16 protein-coding genes and 1 pseudogene are annotated in these 18,708 nt (G+C 71.8%); 1 reads left to right on the forward strand and 16 read right to left on the reverse strand.

From position 1 onward, the window contains the following. From IG63_RS23745 to IG63_RS0119755, 3 genes and pseudogenes are all read right to left on the reverse strand, one after another. Nucleotides 1-109: pseudogene (locus tag IG63_RS23745) on the reverse strand (lipoyl synthase); the annotation flags it as partial. A 23-nt stretch (nucleotides 110-132) separates the two neighbouring features. Then, nucleotides 133-1,629 (reverse strand): FGGY family carbohydrate kinase, encoded by a 1,497-nt coding sequence (locus IG63_RS0119750; RefSeq protein WP_030486057.1) that lies wholly within the window; start codon nucleotides 1,627-1,629, stop codon nucleotides 133-135. Then, the gene (locus tag IG63_RS0119755; protein WP_211249412.1) at nucleotides 1,626-3,248 is read right to left on the reverse strand and encodes a glycerol-3-phosphate dehydrogenase/oxidase; all 1,623 of its coding nucleotides are present in this window, start codon (nucleotides 3,246-3,248) and stop codon (nucleotides 1,626-1,628) included. The genes IG63_RS0119750 and IG63_RS0119755 overlap by 4 nt, the downstream gene beginning before the upstream one ends. A 126-nt stretch (nucleotides 3,249-3,374) precedes the next feature. Between IG63_RS0119755 and IG63_RS0119760 the strand changes: the two genes are divergently transcribed. Beyond that, nucleotides 3,375-4,325: a sugar-binding transcriptional regulator gene (locus IG63_RS0119760; protein ID WP_036196316.1), complete on the forward strand. Its 951-nt coding sequence runs from the start codon at nucleotides 3,375-3,377 to the stop codon at nucleotides 4,323-4,325. 17 nt (nucleotides 4,326-4,342) lie between these two features. Here the strand turns inward: IG63_RS0119760 and IG63_RS0119765 are convergent, their stop codons facing one another. The 13 genes from IG63_RS0119765 to IG63_RS0119830 form a co-directional block, all read right to left on the reverse strand. Further along, nucleotides 4,343-4,987, reverse strand: coding sequence for a 2-oxo acid dehydrogenase subunit E2 (locus IG63_RS0119765; RefSeq protein ID WP_030486060.1), 645 nt, complete (start codon nucleotides 4,985-4,987; stop codon nucleotides 4,343-4,345). Next, nucleotides 4,984-5,844 carry a class II fructose-bisphosphate aldolase gene (locus IG63_RS0119770; RefSeq protein WP_030486061.1) on the reverse strand — a complete coding sequence of 287 codons (861 nt, stop codon included), beginning with the start codon at nucleotides 5,842-5,844 and terminating at the stop codon, nucleotides 4,984-4,986. Before IG63_RS0119770 ends, IG63_RS0119765 begins: the two co-directional genes overlap by 4 nt. A gap of 40 nt (nucleotides 5,845-5,884) precedes the next feature. Next, nucleotides 5,885-6,130, reverse strand: a complete 246-nt coding sequence (locus tag IG63_RS0119775) for a biotin/lipoyl-containing protein (protein ID WP_030486062.1) — start codon at nucleotides 6,128-6,130, stop codon at nucleotides 5,885-5,887. A 43-nt stretch (nucleotides 6,131-6,173) separates the two neighbouring features. Then, nucleotides 6,174-7,229: an alpha-ketoacid dehydrogenase subunit beta gene (locus IG63_RS0119780; protein ID WP_051707326.1), complete on the reverse strand. Its 1,056-nt coding sequence runs from the start codon at nucleotides 7,227-7,229 to the stop codon at nucleotides 6,174-6,176. Between the two features lie 5 nt (nucleotides 7,230-7,234). After that, nucleotides 7,235-8,221: a thiamine pyrophosphate-dependent dehydrogenase E1 component subunit alpha gene (locus tag IG63_RS0119785; RefSeq protein WP_169741840.1), complete on the reverse strand. Its 987-nt coding sequence runs from the start codon at nucleotides 8,219-8,221 to the stop codon at nucleotides 7,235-7,237. A gap of 94 nt (nucleotides 8,222-8,315) precedes the next feature. Then, nucleotides 8,316-9,152: an HAD-IIA family hydrolase gene (locus IG63_RS0119790; protein WP_036196318.1), complete on the reverse strand. Its 837-nt coding sequence runs from the start codon at nucleotides 9,150-9,152 to the stop codon at nucleotides 8,316-8,318. Then, the gene (locus IG63_RS0119795; RefSeq protein ID WP_030486066.1) at nucleotides 9,149-10,660 is read right to left on the reverse strand and encodes a xylulokinase; all 1,512 of its coding nucleotides are present in this window, start codon (nucleotides 10,658-10,660) and stop codon (nucleotides 9,149-9,151) included. Before IG63_RS0119795 ends, IG63_RS0119790 begins: the two co-directional genes overlap by 4 nt. Further along, nucleotides 10,657-12,114 carry an iron-containing alcohol dehydrogenase gene (locus IG63_RS0119800; RefSeq protein WP_030486067.1) on the reverse strand — a complete coding sequence of 486 codons (1,458 nt, stop codon included), beginning with the start codon at nucleotides 12,112-12,114 and terminating at the stop codon, nucleotides 10,657-10,659. Before IG63_RS0119800 ends, IG63_RS0119795 begins: the two co-directional genes overlap by 4 nt. Before the next feature lie 47 nt (nucleotides 12,115-12,161). After that, nucleotides 12,162-13,187 carry an ABC transporter permease gene (locus tag IG63_RS0119805; RefSeq protein WP_084597366.1) on the reverse strand — a complete coding sequence of 342 codons (1,026 nt, stop codon included), beginning with the start codon at nucleotides 13,185-13,187 and terminating at the stop codon, nucleotides 12,162-12,164. 37 nt (nucleotides 13,188-13,224) lie between these two features. After that, nucleotides 13,225-14,736: a sugar ABC transporter ATP-binding protein gene (locus IG63_RS0119810; protein ID WP_030486069.1), complete on the reverse strand. Its 1,512-nt coding sequence runs from the start codon at nucleotides 14,734-14,736 to the stop codon at nucleotides 13,225-13,227. Nucleotides 14,737-14,815: 79 nt separating this feature from the next. Continuing rightward, nucleotides 14,816-15,814: a substrate-binding domain-containing protein gene (locus IG63_RS0119815; RefSeq protein WP_051707320.1), complete on the reverse strand. Its 999-nt coding sequence runs from the start codon at nucleotides 15,812-15,814 to the stop codon at nucleotides 14,816-14,818. Between the two features lie 539 nt (nucleotides 15,815-16,353). Next, complete coding sequence (locus IG63_RS22415) at nucleotides 16,354-16,482, reverse strand: methionine/alanine import family NSS transporter small subunit (RefSeq protein ID WP_084597367.1); 129 nt, start codon at nucleotides 16,480-16,482, stop codon at nucleotides 16,354-16,356. Continuing rightward, on the reverse strand, nucleotides 16,479-18,029 hold the full coding sequence (locus IG63_RS0119830; protein ID WP_036196319.1) for a sodium-dependent transporter: 1,551 nt from the start codon (nucleotides 18,027-18,029) through the stop codon (nucleotides 16,479-16,481). The genes IG63_RS22415 and IG63_RS0119830 overlap by 4 nt, the downstream gene beginning before the upstream one ends. Nucleotides 18,030-18,708: the final 679 nt, after the last annotated feature.

The following is an 18,708-nucleotide window of genomic DNA, read 5'->3' on the forward strand; positions in this document are numbered from 1 at the left end:
CCAGCTGCTGCAGCTCGGTGTACTGCGGACCCATCCGCGCGCGGGTCTTGATCCACTCCGGCTTGCGCTCGATCGGGGTCTCGGCGTTGCGGGCCTCCAACCGCAGCAGCCTGCGACCCGCGGGCTCGACGCTCACCGGTCGGCTCCCGTGACGGTGCGCACGGCCTGCTGCCAGCCGGCGTACAGGCTCTCGCGCTGGTCCTCCGACATGGTGGGCTCGAAGACCCGCTCGGCCTCCCAGCGCGCGGCCAGGTCCTCCAGCCGCCACAGGCCGCCCGCGACCCCGGCGACGTGGGCGACGCCGAGCGCGGTCTGCTCGAGCTGGCGCGGCCGCAGCACCGGGACGCCGAGGATGTCGGCCTGGAACTGGCAGAGCAGCTCGTTGGTCGTGGCGCCGCCGTCGACGCGCAGCTCGGGCACGTCGTAGCCGCCGGCACGGAAGGCCTCGACGTTGTCGCGGGTCTGGTAGGCCATCGCCTCCAGCCCGGCGCGCACGACGTGGGCCCGGCTGCTCTCCAGCGTCAGCCCCACGATGCTCGCCGCCGCGTCGCGCGCCCAGTGCGGGGCGCAGATGCCCGCGAAGGCCGGCACCAGGTAGACGCCGCCGTTGTCGGGCACCGAGGCGGCGACCTGCTCGCTGCGCTCGCCGTCGGCCAGCACGCCGAGCTTCTCGCGCAGCCACTGCAGCGTCTGGCCGCTGTGGAAGACGACGCCCTCGGCCTCGTAGTCGGTGCGCCCCGCGAGCGTCCAGCCCACGCTGGCGGTGAGACCGTCGAGCACGGCGGGCGCGGCACCGGAGTTGGCCGTCAGCACCCCCGCGGTGCCGAAGGTGTTCTTGACGGTGCCGGGCTCCAGGCAGCCCTGGCCGAACATGCCCGACATCTGGTCGCCCATCACGGCTGCGAGCGGGAACGCCGCGGTGCCGGGCAGGCCGACCTCGGCGGGCCGCACCTCGCCGAAGTCGCCGTCGGAGGGCAGCACCTGCGGCAGCAGCGACAGGGGGACGCCGGTCGCCTCGCAGAGCGTGGCGTCCCAGGTGAGGTCGGCGAGCGAGAAGAGCGCGGTGCGCGAGGCCTCGCTCGGGTCGGTGGCGTGCGTGCGACCTCCGGTGAGGTTCCACACCAGCCAGGTGTCGAGCGTGCCGAAGGCGAGCTCGCCGCGCTCGGCACGCTCGCGGACGCCAGGGACGTGCTCGAGGATCCACGCCGCCTTCGCGGCGCTGAAGAACGAGTCGTTGAAGAGGCCGGTGCGCTCGCGGAAGACGGGGTCGAGGCCCTCGTCGCGCCAGCGCCGCACGATGTCGTCGGTCTGCTTCGACATCCACATCAGGGCGTGGTGCACGGGCTCGCCGGTGCGGCGGTCCCACAGCAGGCAGGTCTCGCGGGAGGTGGTGACGCCGGCGCCCGCGACTTCGTCGGTGGTGAGGCCCGCCGTGCGCAGCGCCTCCTCCAGCGAGTCGCGCAGGCCGCGCCACAGGTGCCATGGGTCGAGCTCGACCCAGCCGCGCTGGGGGTGGAGGGGCTCGGTCGGGCGGCGCGCCTCGGCGACGACCTCGCCGTCGTCGCCGACGAGGACCACCCGCGCGCTCGTCGACCCGAGGTCGAGCGCCACGGCCACCCGACGACTCACGGCCCGGCCTCCACCGGCTGGTCCTGCACCGCCGGCTGCCGACCCGGCACGGCGAGGCGCTCGAGCCAGGTGCGGTACTCCGCGACCTCGCGCTCGACGCGGGCGTCGTCCCAGCCCTCGCTGCGGGCCAGCACCGAGACGATGTCGTCGAGCGACTCCAGCCCGTGGCCGGGCTCGAAGGCGAGCAGCACCCGCCGCGCGAGCACGTCGGTCAGGGTGCGCGCGAGCTCGCGCCGCATCGTGAAGGTCAGCTCGACGGCCAGGGCACCGGTCGACTCGTGCACCACGCGCAGCGCGTCGGCGTCATCGCCCGCGGAGGCGACCACGTCGACCGCGCGACCGCCGTAGAGGGCCAGCAGCCGGTCGGCGCTGCGTGTGGAGAGACCCCGCTCGAGGAGGAACCGGCGCGCCACCTCGAGGTCGCCGACGACACCGGGCAGGGGCAGGTGGGCGGTGACGCAACGCGGGGCCTTGCGCCCGAGCCGGCGGAAGACGTCGTCGACGGCGTCCTCGGCGAGCTGGCGGTAGGTGGTGAGCTTGCCGCCCACCACCGTGACCAGGCCCTCGAGGTCGGGGGCGTGGTCGTGGAGCACGTGGCTGCGCGGCACCTCCCACTCGTCGACGTCGGGCGCGTAGGGCAGCGGCCGCACGCCGGAGTAGGTGAAGAGCACCTTCTCCGGGGTCAGGTCGGCGCCCGGCACCAGCGCGTTGACCTCGTCGAGCAGGTAGCGCATCTCCTCGGCGTCGCAGCGCGCCTCGCCGGGGTCCTCGTCGAAGCGGAGGTCGGTGGTGCCGATCAGGTAGCGCCCCATCCACGGGATCACCAGGACGAGGCGACCATCGGTCTTGGACTCGTAGTAGACGACGTCGTCGGGGGCGCCCGGGAAGGGGTCGACGACGAGGTGGCTGCCCTTGGTGCCGCCGTTGAGGCGGGGCTGCTCGGGGGCGCCGCGCCGGAAGATCCGGTCGATCCACGGACCCGCGACGTTGAGGACGACGCAAGCGTGGGCCTCGTGCATCGTGCCGGTCGTGGTGTCGCGGTAGCGGACCCCCACCACGCGCGAGCCCTCGAGCAGCGGCTCCTCGACCCGCGCCTTGGTGCGGATCTCCGCGCCGGCGCCCACGGCCTCGAGCGCCACCTCGACGCACAGGCGCTCGGCGTACTCGACCTGCCCGTCGGTGAAGACCACGCCGCCGCCGAGACCGTGCTGGTCGATGCCGCGGAAGCGGCGCAGCAGCGCGTCGCGCCGCAGCACCTCGTGGCGCCCGGTGCGCTTGTCGAAGGAGAGCGCGTCGTAGGCCACCATGCCGAGCCGGATCAGCCACGCCGGGCGCCGGTTGTGCGCGTAGAAGGGCATGATCAGCCGCTTCGGCCGGACCAGGTGGGGCGCCAGGCGGAAGAGCCGCTCGCGCTCGCGCAGCGACTCGCGCACCAGTGCGAAGTCGCGGTGCTCGAGGTAGCGCAGTCCCCCGTGCACGAGGCGGCCCGACCAGGCGGACACCCCGCTGCACACGTCGTCCTGCTCGAGCAGCAGCACCCGCAGCCCCCGGGACGCCGCGTCGCGCGCGACCCCTAGACCGTTGATGCCGGCTCCGACCACGATGAGGTCATGAGGCACCCTCGACTCCGTCACCCGCGGCTCCCGTCGGCTTGGCGCGCATATCTATTCGTAACGCGCATCACAATGTAGAGTGTCCGCCGTCACACCAACGCTGTCAACCGCCCGCCCCACCCGAGGAGCCCCGTGCCGGACCAGGAACAGACGCGGCTGATGATCAAGGTCGCGCGGCTCTACCACACCCACGACATGCGGCAGACCGACATCGCCAAGCGGCTGCACATCTCGCAGTCGAGGGTCTCGCGGCTGCTCACGCAGGCCGAGGAGGTCGGCCTGGTCCGCACCGTGGTCGCGGTGCCGGCCCACATCCACGCCGAGCTCGAGGAGGCCGTGGAGGCGGCGTACCCCGTCAGCGAGGTGCACGTGGTCGACGTCGTGAGCGACGACGAGTCCGAGCTCGGTCACGACCTGGCACACGCCATGGCGATGCTGCTGGCCGAGGTGACCTTCGAGGCCGCCACCGTCGGCTTCACCTCGTGGAGCCGCACGCTGCGCACGATGGTCGACCAGATGCAGCCGCTGCGCACCCGCACCCAGCAGGTGGTCGAGCTGCTCGGCGACCTCGGTCCGCCGCTGCTCCAGCACGACGCCGCCCGCTCCACCCAGCGGCTCGCCACGCTGGCGGGCGCGGAGGCGGTCTTCCTGCGCCTGCCCGGCGTCGTGCCCAGCGTCGAGATCCGTGACCTGCTGGTCAGCCGCGACGTCTACGCCCGCGAGGCGCTCGCCCTGCTCGACGGCATCGACCTCGCGCTCGTCGGCATCGGCGCCTGCGAGGTCGACCCGACGCTGCGCTCTGGCGACAACTTCTTCACCCACGAGCAGTTCGCCCAGATGCGCGAGCGCGGGGCGGTCGGCGAGGTGTGCCTGCACTTCATCGACGCCGACGGCGAGCCCATCGAGGGCGAGCTCGACGACCTCGTCATCGGCGTCACCCGCGACCAGCTGCGCGCCGCCGGACGCCGGTGGGCCGTCGCCGGCGGCGTCCGCAAGCGCGAGGCGGTGCGGGCGGCGGTCAAGGGCGGCTGGGTCGACACGCTGGTGACCGACGCCGCCACGGCCGAGTACCTGCTCGCCTGAGGGGTCGACCCCCCTGGCTACCAGGGGCTCTCGACGCGCTGTCGCACCGAGGCCAGGAACGCCGCGCCGGTCGCGCCGTCGAGGGCGCGGTGGTCGCAGGTCAGCGTGAGCTCGGCGATCGGCCGCCACTGCGGGTCGCCATCGTTCCACACCTGCCGCTGCCGCGTGCTGCCCACGGCGAGGATGGCGACCTGGGGCACGTTGAGGATCGCGTCGAAGCGGTCGATGCCCATCATGCCGAGGTTGGAGACGGTGAAGCTGCCCCCGGTCACGTCGGCCATGCCCAGCGCGCCCTCGCGCGCCCGGGTGGCGACGTCGCGGCGCCGCTCGGCCACGCCCGCGAGGCCGAGCGCGTCGGCGCCGTGCACGACCGGCACCATCAGGCCGGCGTCGGTGGCCACCGCGAGGCCGAGGTTGATCTCGTCGAGCAGCGTCACGGACTCCTCGCCGTAGTGCGCGTTGACGCCCGGGTGCTCCCGCAGCGACTCGGCGCAGGCCACCAGGAGCACGTCGGTCACGGTCGCGCCCGGCTGGTGCTCCTTGACCTCCAGCGCCCGGGTCATGTCGACCTCGACGCCGAGGTGGAAGACGGGCGCCTCCCAGGCAGTGACCATGCGGCGCGCCGCCGTGCGGCGGATGCCCTTGAGCGGGACGACGGTCACGCGCCCACGCCCAGCTGCGCCGTACGACCGGCGCAGCCGTAGAGCTCCATCTTCTCGACCGTCGCCCGGACCATGCGCTCGCGACCCTCGGCCATCGCCTCCTCGAGCTGGCGGTCGCCGTTGGACCACACCGCCTCGATGCCGGACCGGAAGGCGTGGCGCAGGTCGGTGTCGGCGTTGAACTTGTGCACGCCGGCGGCGGTCGCCGCGCGCACCTCGTCCTCGGGCACGCCGGAGGCGCCGTGGAGCACCAGCGGGATGCCGGTGACGGCCTTGATCTCCTCGATGCGCTGGATGTCGAGCGGCTGCGGCGACGCCAGCGGCACGCCGTGCACGATCCCGACCGAGATGGCCAGGAAGTCGACGCCGGTCTCGGCCACGAAGCGCTCGGCCTGCGCGACGTCGGTGTAGTACGACGCCCAGTCGACCTCCTCGTCGGCGTCCGGGATCTTGCCGAGCTCGGCCTCGACCGGGATGCCGAAGGCGTGGGCGACCTCCACGACCTTGCGGGTGCTGGCGATGTTGTCCTCGAAGGGCAGGTGGGCGCCGTCGTACATGATCGAGTCGAAGCCCAGCTGGATCGCCTCGAAGACCTCCTCCCACGGACCGTGGTCGAGGTGGATCACGTAGTCCGCCTCCGACTCCTCGGCGATGCGCTTGGTCATCTCGTAGGCCTTGCGCAGGCCGAGGTGCGGGACGATCGCACGACCGACCTGGAGGAAGACCGGCGCGTGCGCCTTCTCCGCGGCCAGGACGAGCGCCTCGGTGGTCTCGGGGTTGTGCATGTTGAAGGCCCCGACGGCGTAGCCGCCGTTGCTGGCGGCCTCGATCAGGTGGCGAGGGTCGACCTTGCCCATGGTGGTGCTCCTTGCTGCGAGAGGTGCTGCGAGAGGGGGATCAGTCGGTGGTCTCGATGTAGGCCACGACGGTGCGGACCTCGACGGTCTCGCCCTCGGGCACGACGATCTCGACGATGGTGCCGTCGGCGGGGGCCTCGAGGGTCTCCTCGACCTTCTCGGCCTCGACCTCGGCGATGGGGTCGTCCTCGGCGACGGTGTCGCCGACGCCCTTGAGCCAGCTGGTGATGGTGCCCTCGCTCATGCCCATGCCCCACTGGGGCAGCAGGACCTCGATCTTGGCCATCGTTCGTCTCTCCTTCGTGTGTCGGTCTGGGGGTGTGCCGCGGTCAGCGGGGCGCCTGGGTCGAGAGCGCGTCGTCGACGCCCTCGGGGGTGGGCGGCACCGAGACCCGCTCGCCGGTGACGCGGCGTACGGCGTCGCCGATGTAGCTGCGGTTGGGGTAGAGCTGCTTCTCCAGCGCGGGGCTGAAGGGGATCTGCGTGTCGGGGGTGGTGACGCGCACGATCGGCGCGAGCAGGGACCCGAAGGCCTCCTCCGCGACGATGGCCGAGATCTCGGCGGCGGCCGAGCAGGTGCGGTGGGCCGGGTCGGCGACCACGAGGCGGCCGGTGCGGGAGACGGACTCCACGATCGCGGCGGTGTCGAGCGGCACCAGCGTGCGGGGGTCGATCACCTCGACCGAGATGCCCTCCTCGGCCAGCTGCTCGGCGGCGGCGACCGCCTCGGGCACCGCGCTGGAGATCGCCACGACGGTGACGTCGGTGCCCTCGCGCACGGTGCGCGCCTGGCCGAAGGGGATCGAGTACTCCTCCTCGGGCACCTCGCCCTTGCTCCCCCACAGCGTGCAGGCCTCGAAGGTCAGCACCGGGTCGTCGGTGTCGACCGCCGTGCGCAGCAGGCCCTTGGCGTCGTACGGGCTCGAGGGCACCACGATCTTCAGGCCCGGCACGTTCATGAACATCGGGTAGGGGCGGTCGGAGTGGTGCGCACCGGTGTTGAGGCCGTAGAACATCGCCGAGCGGAAGACGACCGGCAGCGACGCCTGGCCCCCGAACATGTAGCGGTTCTTGGCCGCCTGGTTCACGAACTGGTCCATCGCCATGTAGAGGAAGCTCGAGTACGACAGGTCGACGATCGGCCGCAGCCCCGTCATCGCCGCGCCGATCGCGGCCCCGACGATGACCTCCTCGGAGATCGGGGTGTTGCGGATCCGGTTGCTGCCGAACATCTGCAGGAAGTCGCCCTTGTCGGCGCGCGACTTCCCCGAGCCGCCCGTGGTGCCGTAGACGTTGGCCTCCACGTCCTCGCCGATGATGACGACGCGCTCGTCGGCCTCCATCGCCTCGCGCTGGGCGGCGCCGATGGCGCCGAGGTAGCTCATCACGGTCACGACGTGACTCCGATCGGCTCGGTGTAGAGGTCGCGGAAGGCGACCTCGGGGTCGGGGAAGGGGCTGTCCTGGGAGAACTGGAAGGCCTGCTCGACCTCGTCGAGGACCTCGGCCTCCAGCGCGTCCATCTCCTCGTCGGTGGCCACGCCGGTCTCGACGAGGTGCCGCCGGAAGAGCACGATCGGGTCACGCTCGAGCCACTGGGTGCGCTCGTCGGCGTTGCGGTAGTCGGTGCCCAGGCGCAGGCCCTCGGAGTGCTCGTTGTAGCGGTAGGTGACCACCTCGACCAGGGTCGGGCCGTCCCCGGCGCGAGCCCGCTCCACCGCGGTCGAGACGGCGTCGTAGACCGCCATCGCGTCCTGGCCGTCCTCGACACGGACCCCGGGCATCCCGAAGCCGGCCGCACGGTCGGCGATGACGCCGGAGGTGACCGTGTGCGCGGGCGTCGACAGCGCGTACTGGTTGTTCTCGCACAGGAAGACCACCGGCAGCTGCCAGACGCCCGCGAGGTTCATCGCCTCGTAGAGGCAGCCCTGGTTGGCCGCGCCGTCGCCGAAGAAGGCGAGCGAGACCTTGCCGTTGCCCAGCACCTTGCTCGAGAGCGCGGCGCCGGTGGCGATCGGGATCGAGGACCCGACGATGCCGGACTCGCCGAGGCTGCCCACCGCGAAGTCGGCGAGGTGCAGCGAGCCGCCCTTGCCGCCGCAGACGCCACCGGACTTGCCGACCAGCTCGGCCATGAGCGGGCCGAGGGGCGAGCCCTTGCCGATCGGGTGGCCGTGGCTGCGGTGGTTGCCGCTCATGTAGTCGTCGTCGCCGAGCGCCATGCACGCGCCGACGACCTGGGCCTCCTGCCCGATGCTCGTGTGCACCGTGCCGGGGATCTGCCCCCGCTTGACCATCTTGGAGGCGCGCTCGTCGAAGCGGCGGATGCGCACCATGCGGCGCTGCATCTCCAGCAGCTCCTCGTTCGTCAGACTCATCGTTCCCTCACTTGAATACGTATTCAGAGTGTGCAAGTTCATGCTACGTGACCGCGAGCACACCCGGCAAGAGCCGCGTGACCCCTCGGCCGACCTAGTCGTCCCGGTGTCCGCGCACCTCCGGCCAGAGCTCGCCGAGACCGCGCAGGACGTGGGTGGGCTGCCGCTCGGCGGCCACCTCCTGCAGCATCGAGGTGCTGGTCTCGCCGGTGAGCACGAGCGCCGAGTCGACGCCGGCGTCGAGCGCCATCGCGATGTCGGTGTAGAGCCGGTCGCCGACCATCAGGCACTCCGAGGCGGGCAGCCCGAGCACCCGCAGCGCGGCGTGCAGCATCACCGGCGACGGCTTGCCGACGTTGACCTCGCAGGTCGCCCCGGTGCTGGCCTCGATCGCCGCGACGATCGCGGCGGCGTCCGGCTCCCCCCGACCGCCCGGCATCGGGCAGTAGGCGTCGGGGTTGGTCGTGACCAGCCGGGCGCGCCCGTGCTGCCAGATGGCGTCGAAGGCGACCTGCAGCTTGGCGTAGTCGAAGCCGCGGTCGTAGCTGGCCACCACGACGTCGACCTCGGAGGCCTTCGTGGTGGTGCGGATGCCGGCCTCGACGACCGCGCGCTGCAGCGGCGGCTCGCCGATCACGAAGACCGAGGCGCCGGGCGCCTCGCGGCGCAGCCAGTCGACCATCGTCACCACGGGGTTGACCACGTGGCTCGGCGCGGTGGGGAGGCCGAGGCGGGTGAGCTTCTCGGCGTACATGCGAGGGTCGCGGGTCGGGTTGTTGGAGAGGAAGAGCGTCTGGCGCCCCGCCTCCCGCAGCCGGGTGATCACCTCGCCGGCCCCGGGGAGCAGCTCGTCGCCGAGGTAGACGGTGCCGTCGAGGTCGAGCAGGTAGCCCTCGTAGAGCCGCGGCGGCGCGGCGGTGCAGGTGCTCACGAGGTCACCGCCGCGAGCCGGGCGAAGAGCTCCCGGTTGGCCGGGTAGACGTCGCGGTAGACCTGGTAGAGCCGGTCGTAGGTCGGCACCCGCCCGTCGTCGGGCTCGTAGGCGCAGGCCGTGCCGCTCATCGCCTCGGCAGCGGCCGACACGCTCTCGTGGACGCCGGCGGCGGTGGCCGCCAGCATGCCGCTGCCGAGGCAGGTGCTCTCCGGCTCGCGCACGACGGTGACCCGGCGCTGCATGACGTCGGCGATGATCTGGCACCACACCGCGCTGCGCGACCCGCCCCCCAGCACGATGACGTCGGTGACCGGCTCGCCCAGCGCGTGCTCCGCGCCGTCGGTGAGCATCCGCTGCTCGAAGGCGATCCCCTCCAGGAGCGCGCGGTAGACGTGCGACTTGCCGTGCACGCCGGTGAGCCCGAGCAGGATGCCGCGGGCGTGGTGGTCCCAGTACGGCGTCAGCGCACCCGCCCAGTAGGGCAGGGCCAGCAGGCCCTCCGACCCCGGGGGCAGCTGTGCGGCCGCCGTCTCGAGCACCTGCTCGGGAGTGAGGTCGAGGCCGAGCGCGCGGGTGTCGACGCCAGAGAACTTCTCCACGAACCAGTTGAGGTTGAAGGTGCCGCCGCCCAGGAAGGTCTCCAGGGTGTAGGCGCCCGGGACCGCGGCCGCGAGCGTGCGGTACTCCCGGCCGTAGGAGTAGGTCTCGCTGAAGGTGCCCGAGACGATCCCCGAGCCGAGGTTGAGGTAGGCGCGGCCGGGCGTGACCGCCCCGGTGCCGAGCTGGGCCGACTGGCCGTCACCCACTCCCGCGACCACGAGCAGGCCGGGAGGCAGGCCCAGCTGGGTGCAGACGTCGTCGCGCGCGGTGCCGAGCACGCTGCCGGGCGCCCGCAGCTCGCTGAGCCGGGACCGGTCGAGCCCCACGGCGCGGAGCAGGTCGTCGCTGTAGTCGAAGGTGGCCATGTCGACCAGGCCCATCGGGTCGGCGCTGGCCCACGACGTCGTCCACTCACCGGTCAGCCGGTGCACCAGGAAGCCCGCGACGTCGACCACCTTGCCGACGCGGTCGAGAGTCTCCGGCTCGTGCTCGGCCAGCCACAGCAGCTTGTACCAGGCGGGCGTCGGGTTCGGCGGCTTGCCGGTGATCCGGTGCACCTCCTCGGTGCCGTGCTTCTCGACCTCGGCCGTGGCGCGGGTGTCGAGCCACAGCATCGCAGGCCGCAGCGGCTTGCCCGCGGCGTCGAGGCAGACGAACGACTCGCGCTGGTGGGTGATGCAGATGGCCGCGATCCGCGAGGTGTCGACGGTCTGCACGGCGCGCCGCACGGCGGCCGAGGTGGCGCTCCACCAGTCCTCGGCGTTCTGCTCCCCCCAGCCCGGCCGGGGCTGGAGCGTCTCGAAGGTGCTGCGCGCCTCCGACAGCGCCCGCCCGTCGCTGCTCCACACGACGGCCTTCGCCGCGGTGGTCGAGCAGTCGACGCCGATCACGTAGTCGAGCGTCATCGACCCCCACCTCCCACCAGCTGGTCGTCGGTCACGGCGGCGACGCGCTCGAGGACCTCCTGCACGTCGGCGTCGGTCCACCACCCCAGCAGCGTCAGCAGGTCGACGACGGTGAAGCGGTTGCGCATCAGGGCGCAGTGGCTGACCGCCCACCGCGCGAGCTCGGGACCGACCACGGGATCGAGGTCGGCGAAGGTCGCGGCGGCGCCGGCGTCGCGCAGGCTGGCGGCGATCTCGGCACTCGGGCGGACCAGCGCGCGCAGCTCGGGCTCGTGGTCGGACCAGGTCGCCAGGAGGGCGTCGACCTCCTCACGGCGCTCGCGGACGACGTCGAGCTTGGCGCCGTAGTCGCGCCAGCACTCCTGCGCCACCTGACCGCCGCCCATGGCGCCGAAGGCCGCGAAGACCCGCGCCCTGGCGGCGTCCTCGTCGAGCAGGTCGGCGCGCAGGCGGGGCGCGGACGGCGCGGCCGCCAACCGGTCGAGCAGCAGCTCCCACGTCGCGGCGGCGACCACCGCGGCGACGCCGACCTGCGCGCCGTGCAGGCCCATCGGCAGCCCGTGCTCGGCGTGGTGCAGGTCGCACATGTGGCTGACCAGGTGCTCCATGCCGGAGAGGGTCGCGGTCGTGCCGGCGACGCCGGTGACGATGCCGCGCACGGCCAGCGCCCGGGTGAGCTGCTCGACCGAGGCGGCGTCGCCGCGGCGTACCCCGGCGGCCCAGTCGGCGAAGCCCTCGCCCACGGTCTCCAGCAGCCGGATCGGCGCGGGGTGGAAGCGCTGCTCGGTGCCGACCAGCGACGCCAGCCGCCAGTCGGCCGGCGCGGTGAGCATCGAGGTCATCTCGCCGTAGCCGGCGCGGTTCATCCGCGCGGGGGCCTCGGCCACGGTGCCCGCGTCGGCGAGCAACCCGTCGGGCCAGCGCGAGGGGACGGTGCGCTTGACGCCGTCGCGCAGCACCACCGAGACGTCGTCGGTGTAGCCGTCGACCGAGGCCGCGGTCTGCACGGTGACCAGCACCGGCGACCAGTCGCCCTCCGCGACCGTGGCGGTCTTGCCGATGTCGCTGATGGTGCCGCCCCCGAGCGCCACCACCACGTCGGCGCCGTACGCCGCCCGGCGCGCGGTGGCCACGACGTCCTCGGAGACGTGCAGCTCGGGGTGGCCGTCGTCGAGCACCACCCGGGTCACCTCGAAGCGCTCCGCCAGCACGCGCTCGGCCAGGTCCTTGACGTCCTCCCCGTCACGGGTGAGGCGCACGGGGTCGACAAGCAGCACCAGCCGGCGTCCGGCGTCCGGTGGCAGCAGGTCCTCCACGACGTCGCCGAGGCGCTCGAGCGTCGCCGGGCCGATGACGACCGCGCGGAGCAGGCAGGGCGCCAGCTCTCCGTCGGGGTCGGCCTCCGCGAGCATCGACCGGACCCGGTCGAGGTCCTGGGCGGCGGCGGGTGACATGGGGGCTCCTGGTGCGGGCGCGGGAGGGACGGACGGACCGGCGGTGGTCAGTGTTGGGAGATCCGAGCCCGGGCGCCGCGGTCGGTGAGGACGGCCACGATGATCGCGGCGCCGATGACGACCGGCTGCAGGTTGGGCGAGACGTTGAGCAGCGACATGCCGTTGTTGAGCACACCGATGATGAGCAGCCCGATGAAGGTGTTGAGCATGCTGCCGGAGCCACCGGACAGGCTCGCGCCGCCGATGACGACGACCGCGATCACGTTGAGGAGGTCGGCGGTGCCGGCAGTGGGCTGGGCGGAGTCGAGCCGTGAGCCGACGATCATGCCCGCCACCGCGGCCAGGGCGCCCGCGATCATGTAGACCCCGATCTTCATCCGGGTCACGTTCAGCCCCGACAGCCGCGCGACCTCGGCGTTGCCACCCACGGCGTACAGCGCGCGGCCGCTGGGTCGGAAGTTGAGCCAGAAGGCGGCCACGACGAAGACGGCGATCATGATCCACGCCTGGATCGGGAGGCCGAGGAAGTCGTTGCTGGTGATCGCGAGGTACCAGTCGGGGAAGCCGGTGATGGGGTTGCCGTTGGTGATGTAGAGCGCGAGGCCCGCGGCCGCCGACATCGTGGCGAGCGTGGCAACGAAGGGCTGGATCTTTCCGTAGGTCGACAGCACGCCGTTGACCAGACCCACCAGCAGGCCGACCACGAGTGCCGCGACGAGTGCCCAGGCGAAGGGCACCGAGTGCTCGCGGTAGAGCCAGGCCGAGGTCATCAGGGAGAGCGCCAGGGTCGAGCCGACCGAGAGGTCGATGCCCCCGATGAGGATGACCAGGGCGGCACCCACCGCCATGATGCCGATGTCGGAGTTCTGGCTCAGGATGTTGGTGAGGTTCTGCTGGGTCAGGAAGTACGGCGACATGAAGCTCAGCACCACCATGACGGCAACCAGGCCCAGCAGGGGGCCGGGGATGGCGCGGAAGGCGGTGGCGAGCACGCCGCCGGCCGACCGGCGGTCGTCACCGTCGCCGCCCGGCGTGGCCGATCCCGTGCGTGCTTGCTCCGTGGGTGCTGACATGCCTGGGGACTCCTGGGACTCGATCGCGGACATCGCGTTACCTGCTTCCTGCCTGGCCGGCCGGCACGGCCAGCTCGATGACGCGCTCGGGGGTGGCCTCCTCGCGCGTCAGCACTCCTTGCTGGCGGCCGCCTGCCATGACCATCACGCGGTGGGCCAGCCCCAGCACCTCCTCCAGCTCGGAGGAGACGACGATGACGGCCATGCCCTGCTCGGCGAGCGAGCGGATGACCTCGTAGATCGCCATCTTGGCGCCGACGTCGACCCCGCGGGTCGGCTCGTCGATGATGAGGACCTTGGGGTCCTTCAGCAGCCACTTGCCGATGAGGACCTTCTGCTGGTTGCCGCCCGACAGCGACCTGACCGGCTTGGACATGTCACCCCGGATGTCGAGGCGCTCGCGCTGCTGCATGCTGAGGTGGCGCAGCCGGCGTCGGGTGATCACGCCGTGGCGCGCCAGTCGCTTCTCCCACGGCAGCGCGAGGTTCTCCGCCGACGAGCGGTCGAGGTGGAGGCCCTGACCCTTGCGGTCCTCGGGCACCATCACCACGCCGTGCGCGATCGCCTCGGCCGGCCCGTTGCCCTTGAGGCGACGGCCCTCGACCAGCACCTCGCCTGCGTCGGCCCGGTCGGCCCCGGCAATGGCACGCACCACCTCGGTGCGACCGGCGCCGACGAGCCCGGCGATGCCGAGCACCTCGCCTGCCGCGACGGTGAGGTCGATGTCGGCGAAGACCCCGGTGCGACCCAGGCCCCGCACCTCGAGCACGACGTCGTCGCGGCTCGGGCTCGGCGCCACGTGCTCGTAGGTGAACTCCCGGCCCACCATCGCGTTGACGAGGGCCTCGCGGCGGACCTCCCCGGCCTGCCACGCCGCGACGCGGCTGCCGTCGCGCAGGCACACGATCTCGTCGGAGACCTCGAGCACCTCGTCGAGGCGGTGGGAGATGTAGACGACGCCGGTGCCGCGCTCGCGCAGCGCCCGGATCCGCTCCAGCACCTGGGCGGTCTCGGCCTCGCCGAGCGAAGCCGACGGCTCGTCGAAGATGACGTAGCGCGGCTTCTTGCTGAGCGCCTTGGCGATCTCGATCTCCTGCTGCTTGGCCATCGAGAGGCCCTGCACCTTGCGACGCGGGTCCAGGTCGACGCCCAGGCTCTCCAGCAGCTCGCGGGCCTCGGCGTTCATCCGGGCCCGGTCGAGCCGCCCGGCCCGCGTGGGCAGCTGGCCGAGGAAGATGTTCTCCGCCACCGTGAGGCCCGGCAGCAGCCGGATCTCCTGGTGGATCAGCACCACCCCGGCGTCCAGGGCGTCGCTGGGCGACCCGGGCGCGTAGGGCTGGCCGTCGAGCGTCATCGAGCCCGAGTCGGGCCGGTTGACCCCGGTGATCAGGGAGCTCAGCGTCGACTTGCCGGCGCCGTTCTCGCCGATGAGGCCGACGACTGAGGCGGCCGGGACGTCGAAGTCGACCGACTTCAGGACCGTCACGCCGCTGTAGCTCTTGACCAGCTGGCGGCACTGCAGGCCGGTGGCCGTGGTGTCGGCGCTCATGCGGGCTCCTCCGGGGATCGATCGGGGTGGTGCCCCGGGCCGACCCCTCGGGGGGAGGAGCCGGCCCGGGAGTTCGCGGCTACTTGAAGGACTGCGCGTCGGGCCCGTAGAAGTCCTCGACCTTGTTGTCGGCGACGGTCTCCTTGTTGATCAGCACCGTGTCCTGGTACTGCTCGGCCGGGATGTCGTCACCCTCGCCCTCCATCAGCGCGATGGCGTTCTGCACCGCGATCTGGCCCATCTTGAAGGGCTGCTGGGCCATCGTGGCCTGCGTCAGGCCGCTCTCGACGGCGTCGAACATCGTCGGGAAGCCGTCGATGCCGACCGAGAAGATCTCCTTGTTGGCCTCGCGGGCCGCCTTGGAGGCCCCCATCGACATCGCGTCGCTCTCGCCGAAGACCGCGTCGAGGTCGGGGTTGGCGGTCAGGATGTTCTGCGTCGCCTTGAAGGCCTCGGTCTCGTCCCAGTTGGCGGTCTCCTCGGCCACGACCTCGATGTCGGGGTTCTCGTCGAGCGCCTTCTCGCAGCCCTCGGTGCGCTGGATCTCCGCGGTGGAGCCGAGCACGCCGTGCAGGATCGCGAGCTTGCCCTCCCCGCCGATCTGGTCGAACATCCACGTGCACAGCTCGTAGGCGGCCTTCACGCTGTCGGTCGCGATGTAGGTCGCGAGCTCGCCCTCGCCCTCCTCGGGGCGCTGGTCGACCGCGATCACGGGGATGTCGGCCTGGTTGGCGGCGCGCACGCCGGCGGCGGCGGCGGTGGAGTCCTGCGAGGTGAAGATCAGCGAGCCGACCTGCTGGGTGATCAGGTCGTTGACCTGCTTGATCTGCGCGTTGGAGTCGTTGTTGGCCGAGACGATCTTGACGTCGTAGCCCTGCTTCTCGGCCTCGGCCTCGATGCCGGCGACCTCGGCGACGTAGAAGAGCGACTTCTGGTCGGCCACGGAGACGCCGATGGTCTTCTTGCCCGAGTCACCGCCCCCACCGTCCGCGGAGGAGCCGCAGGCGGTGAGGCCGGCGGCAGCCAGGGTCAGGGTGGCCGCGGCGGCTGCGGTGCGCAGGGCGTGGGAGCGAGTCATGGGCGATCTCCTGGACGTGGCGCTCGGGGCGCCGTGGATAAATATTCAGGTATCCAATGAGGATGCACCCATCATGTGGTCGGCGTCACAGCCGCGTCAAGACCCCGCGGGAAGTTCGTGCCTCGGGACGCCGCGGCGGCTGGTGGGAGCACAGCGAAGCCCCGGCAGCCAGGATCCAACCTGACTGCCGGGGCGTCGTATCAAGGCCTCCGGCACCCGTACGACGTCGAGCCGCCCGGCGGCACCGGCCGACCTCGTCCTGAGGTCCAGCGGAGTCCCTCGCTCGCGCCGGGGCCGGTGCGCCTACACCGACCGCGCGATCCTGGACTGTCGGGCCCGACGGTCGTCGGCGACACGGTGGCCCTGCAGGCGCGCGGTCCTCACCCCTCGACGTCGTCCCCCGAGACCAGCTCGATGCCCCGCCGCAGCATCAGCTCGCCCATCGGGGTCTGCTGCCAGTCGAGCTCCTCGAGGCGGGGACGGCGCGGGTCGCTCGTCCGGGCTCCTCCGGGACTGCGGTGGTCGACGGACCGCGCGGCTCAGAGGTCACGGTGGACCTCCGTCGGCTCCTCGCGGGGGGTGCGGGCGATGTTGCGGATCGCCAGGGCGAGACCGCCCCACAGCACCAGCATGGCGATGGCCATCATCACGATCGCGGACGTGCTCATCGCGAGACCTCCTCGGGGGGTGCTGAGAGGTCGACGGTACGCCGCCACGGGAGCCGGGCGAGCACGAGCGCGACCACGACCACCAGGACGGCCGAGCCCCACCCGATCGAGTTGATCAGCCACGTGGGGTAGCCGCCGTACGGCTCGGCGAGCACCGCTCGGAGCTCGTCGATCAGCACGTAGACGAGCGCGGCCGGGGTGACCACGCCCACCAGGACGAGCCACCAGCTGCCGAGCCGCAGCGAGCCCGTGCGGTTGAGGTGGTCGCGCAGGTGGTCGAGGTCGCGGTAGACCCAGGTGACGGCGAGCATGCTGACCACGGCGACGAGCAGGATGCCGAAGCGGTTGATGAAGTGGTCGGCGGTGTCGAGGATCGGCACGCCCGTGGTGGTGGCGAAGAGCAGCACGCTCACGACCGCCGCCGGCACGCCCACGACGAGCGACGCGGTGGCGCGCCCGAGGTCGAGCTTGTCGCGCACGGCGGAGATGACGACCTCGATCACGCTCACCAGCGAGGTGATGCCGGCGACCACGAGGGAGCCGAAGAAGAGCACGCCGATCACGGCCCCGGCCGGGGCCTCGGAGATGATCGCCGGGAAGGCGATGAAGGCCAGGCCGAGCCCCGAGGTCGCCACCTCGTCGACGGCGACGCCGTTGGCCTGGGCCATGAAGCCCAGCGCGGCGAAGACCCCGATGCCGGCGAGCAGCTCGAAGGAGGAGTTGGCCAGGCCGACCACCATCCCGGACCCCGTCATGTCGGTCTTGCGGCCGACGTACGACGCGTAGGTGATCATGATGCCGAAGCCGACCGACAGCGAGAAGAAGATCTGGCCGAACGCCGCGGCCCAGACCCCGGCGTCGGTCAGCGCCCCCCAGCTGGGCGTGAAGAGCGCGTCGAGGCCGGCTGCGGCCCCCGGCAGGAAGAGCGACTGGACCACCAGGGCGAGGAAGGCGACGACGAGCAGCGGGATGAACACCACCGACGTGGCACCGATCCCCTTCTGCACGCCGGCGACCATGATCGCGATCACGGCCACCCACACCAGCAGCAGCGGCCACAGCACGCCGCCGACGAAGTCGAGCCCGATGCCCGGGTCAGCCGTCTGCAGGAACTCACCGAAGAAGAAGTCGTCGGGCGCCGAGCCCCAGGACTGGTCGATCGAGAAGAAGGTGTAGCGCACCGCCCAGGCGATGATCACGGCGTAGTAGATCGCGATGACCGCGCAGATCCCGACCTGCCACCAGCCCAGCGTCTCCGCCGTGGCCCCGCCGAGTCGCCGGAAGGACAGCGGTGCGGACCCGCGGTAGCGGTGGCCGATGCCGTAGTCGAGCAGGAGGAACGGCAACCCGGCGACCAGCAGCGCGACCAGGTAGGGGATGACGAACGCTCCGCCGCCGTTCTCGTACGCGACGTACGGGAAGCGCCAGATGTTGCCCAGCCCCACCGCGGACCCGATCGCCGCCAGGATGAAGACCTTGCGACTCGTGAAGGCTCCCCGGGAGCGCTGCTCCTGCGACGTACCGGACGGCGGGACTTGATCGGACATCGGGACTCCTCTGCTGGCTCGCTCAGAGGCTAGTGGCCGACGAGGTCACGCCGCACCGGCCGGCCGTGGACGCGGGTGTGCAGACGACGAGAGGCCCTCACAAGATCTGTGAGGGCCTCTCGCTCTTGTAGCGGGGGCAGGATTTGAACCTGCGACCTCTGGGCGCCATCGGAGGCACTTCGACTACTGCTGCGTCAAGCCGGAAGCTACCGATTCGCTCGGTGTGGTGAGGGATTAACCCTCTCTTCCAGTCTCAGGGTACCTGTCTGGCGCGGACTACAGCGGGCCCAATCTGGACACTTTCCGGTACCGGGTTGAATCCGTCCGGTATGCCTCAGGTCCCCACCTATGCGCAAGAATCGCGGCAGCGGCGACCTTGTCGGCGACGCTTTCAGCGACCTCCGTGGTGCTCAGGCCGGCGACTGGGACCGCACGGCACGACTGCTAATCGCAGCGGTCGTCACAGCTGGTGCAGTGCCAGGTCGCGACCTCGTCGCACCACAGGTACGTCTTCGCGCCGCAGTCAACGCACTCACCGTGCGGGACCTCATCGAGATTGACCATGCCTATGACACCTCCTTTCGCATCGAGTGTTGCCATGCCATCCTCAGCTCCGCCGCATCTCACGCACGAAGATCCAGATGAGCCAGAGTCCTCCGGTCACGACGACGAGGACCGC

It is taken from the genome of Nocardioides aequoreus (genome assembly GCF_000720335.1).
Taxonomy (GTDB): Bacteria; Actinomycetota; Actinomycetes; order Propionibacteriales; family Nocardioidaceae; genus Marmoricola; species Marmoricola aequoreus.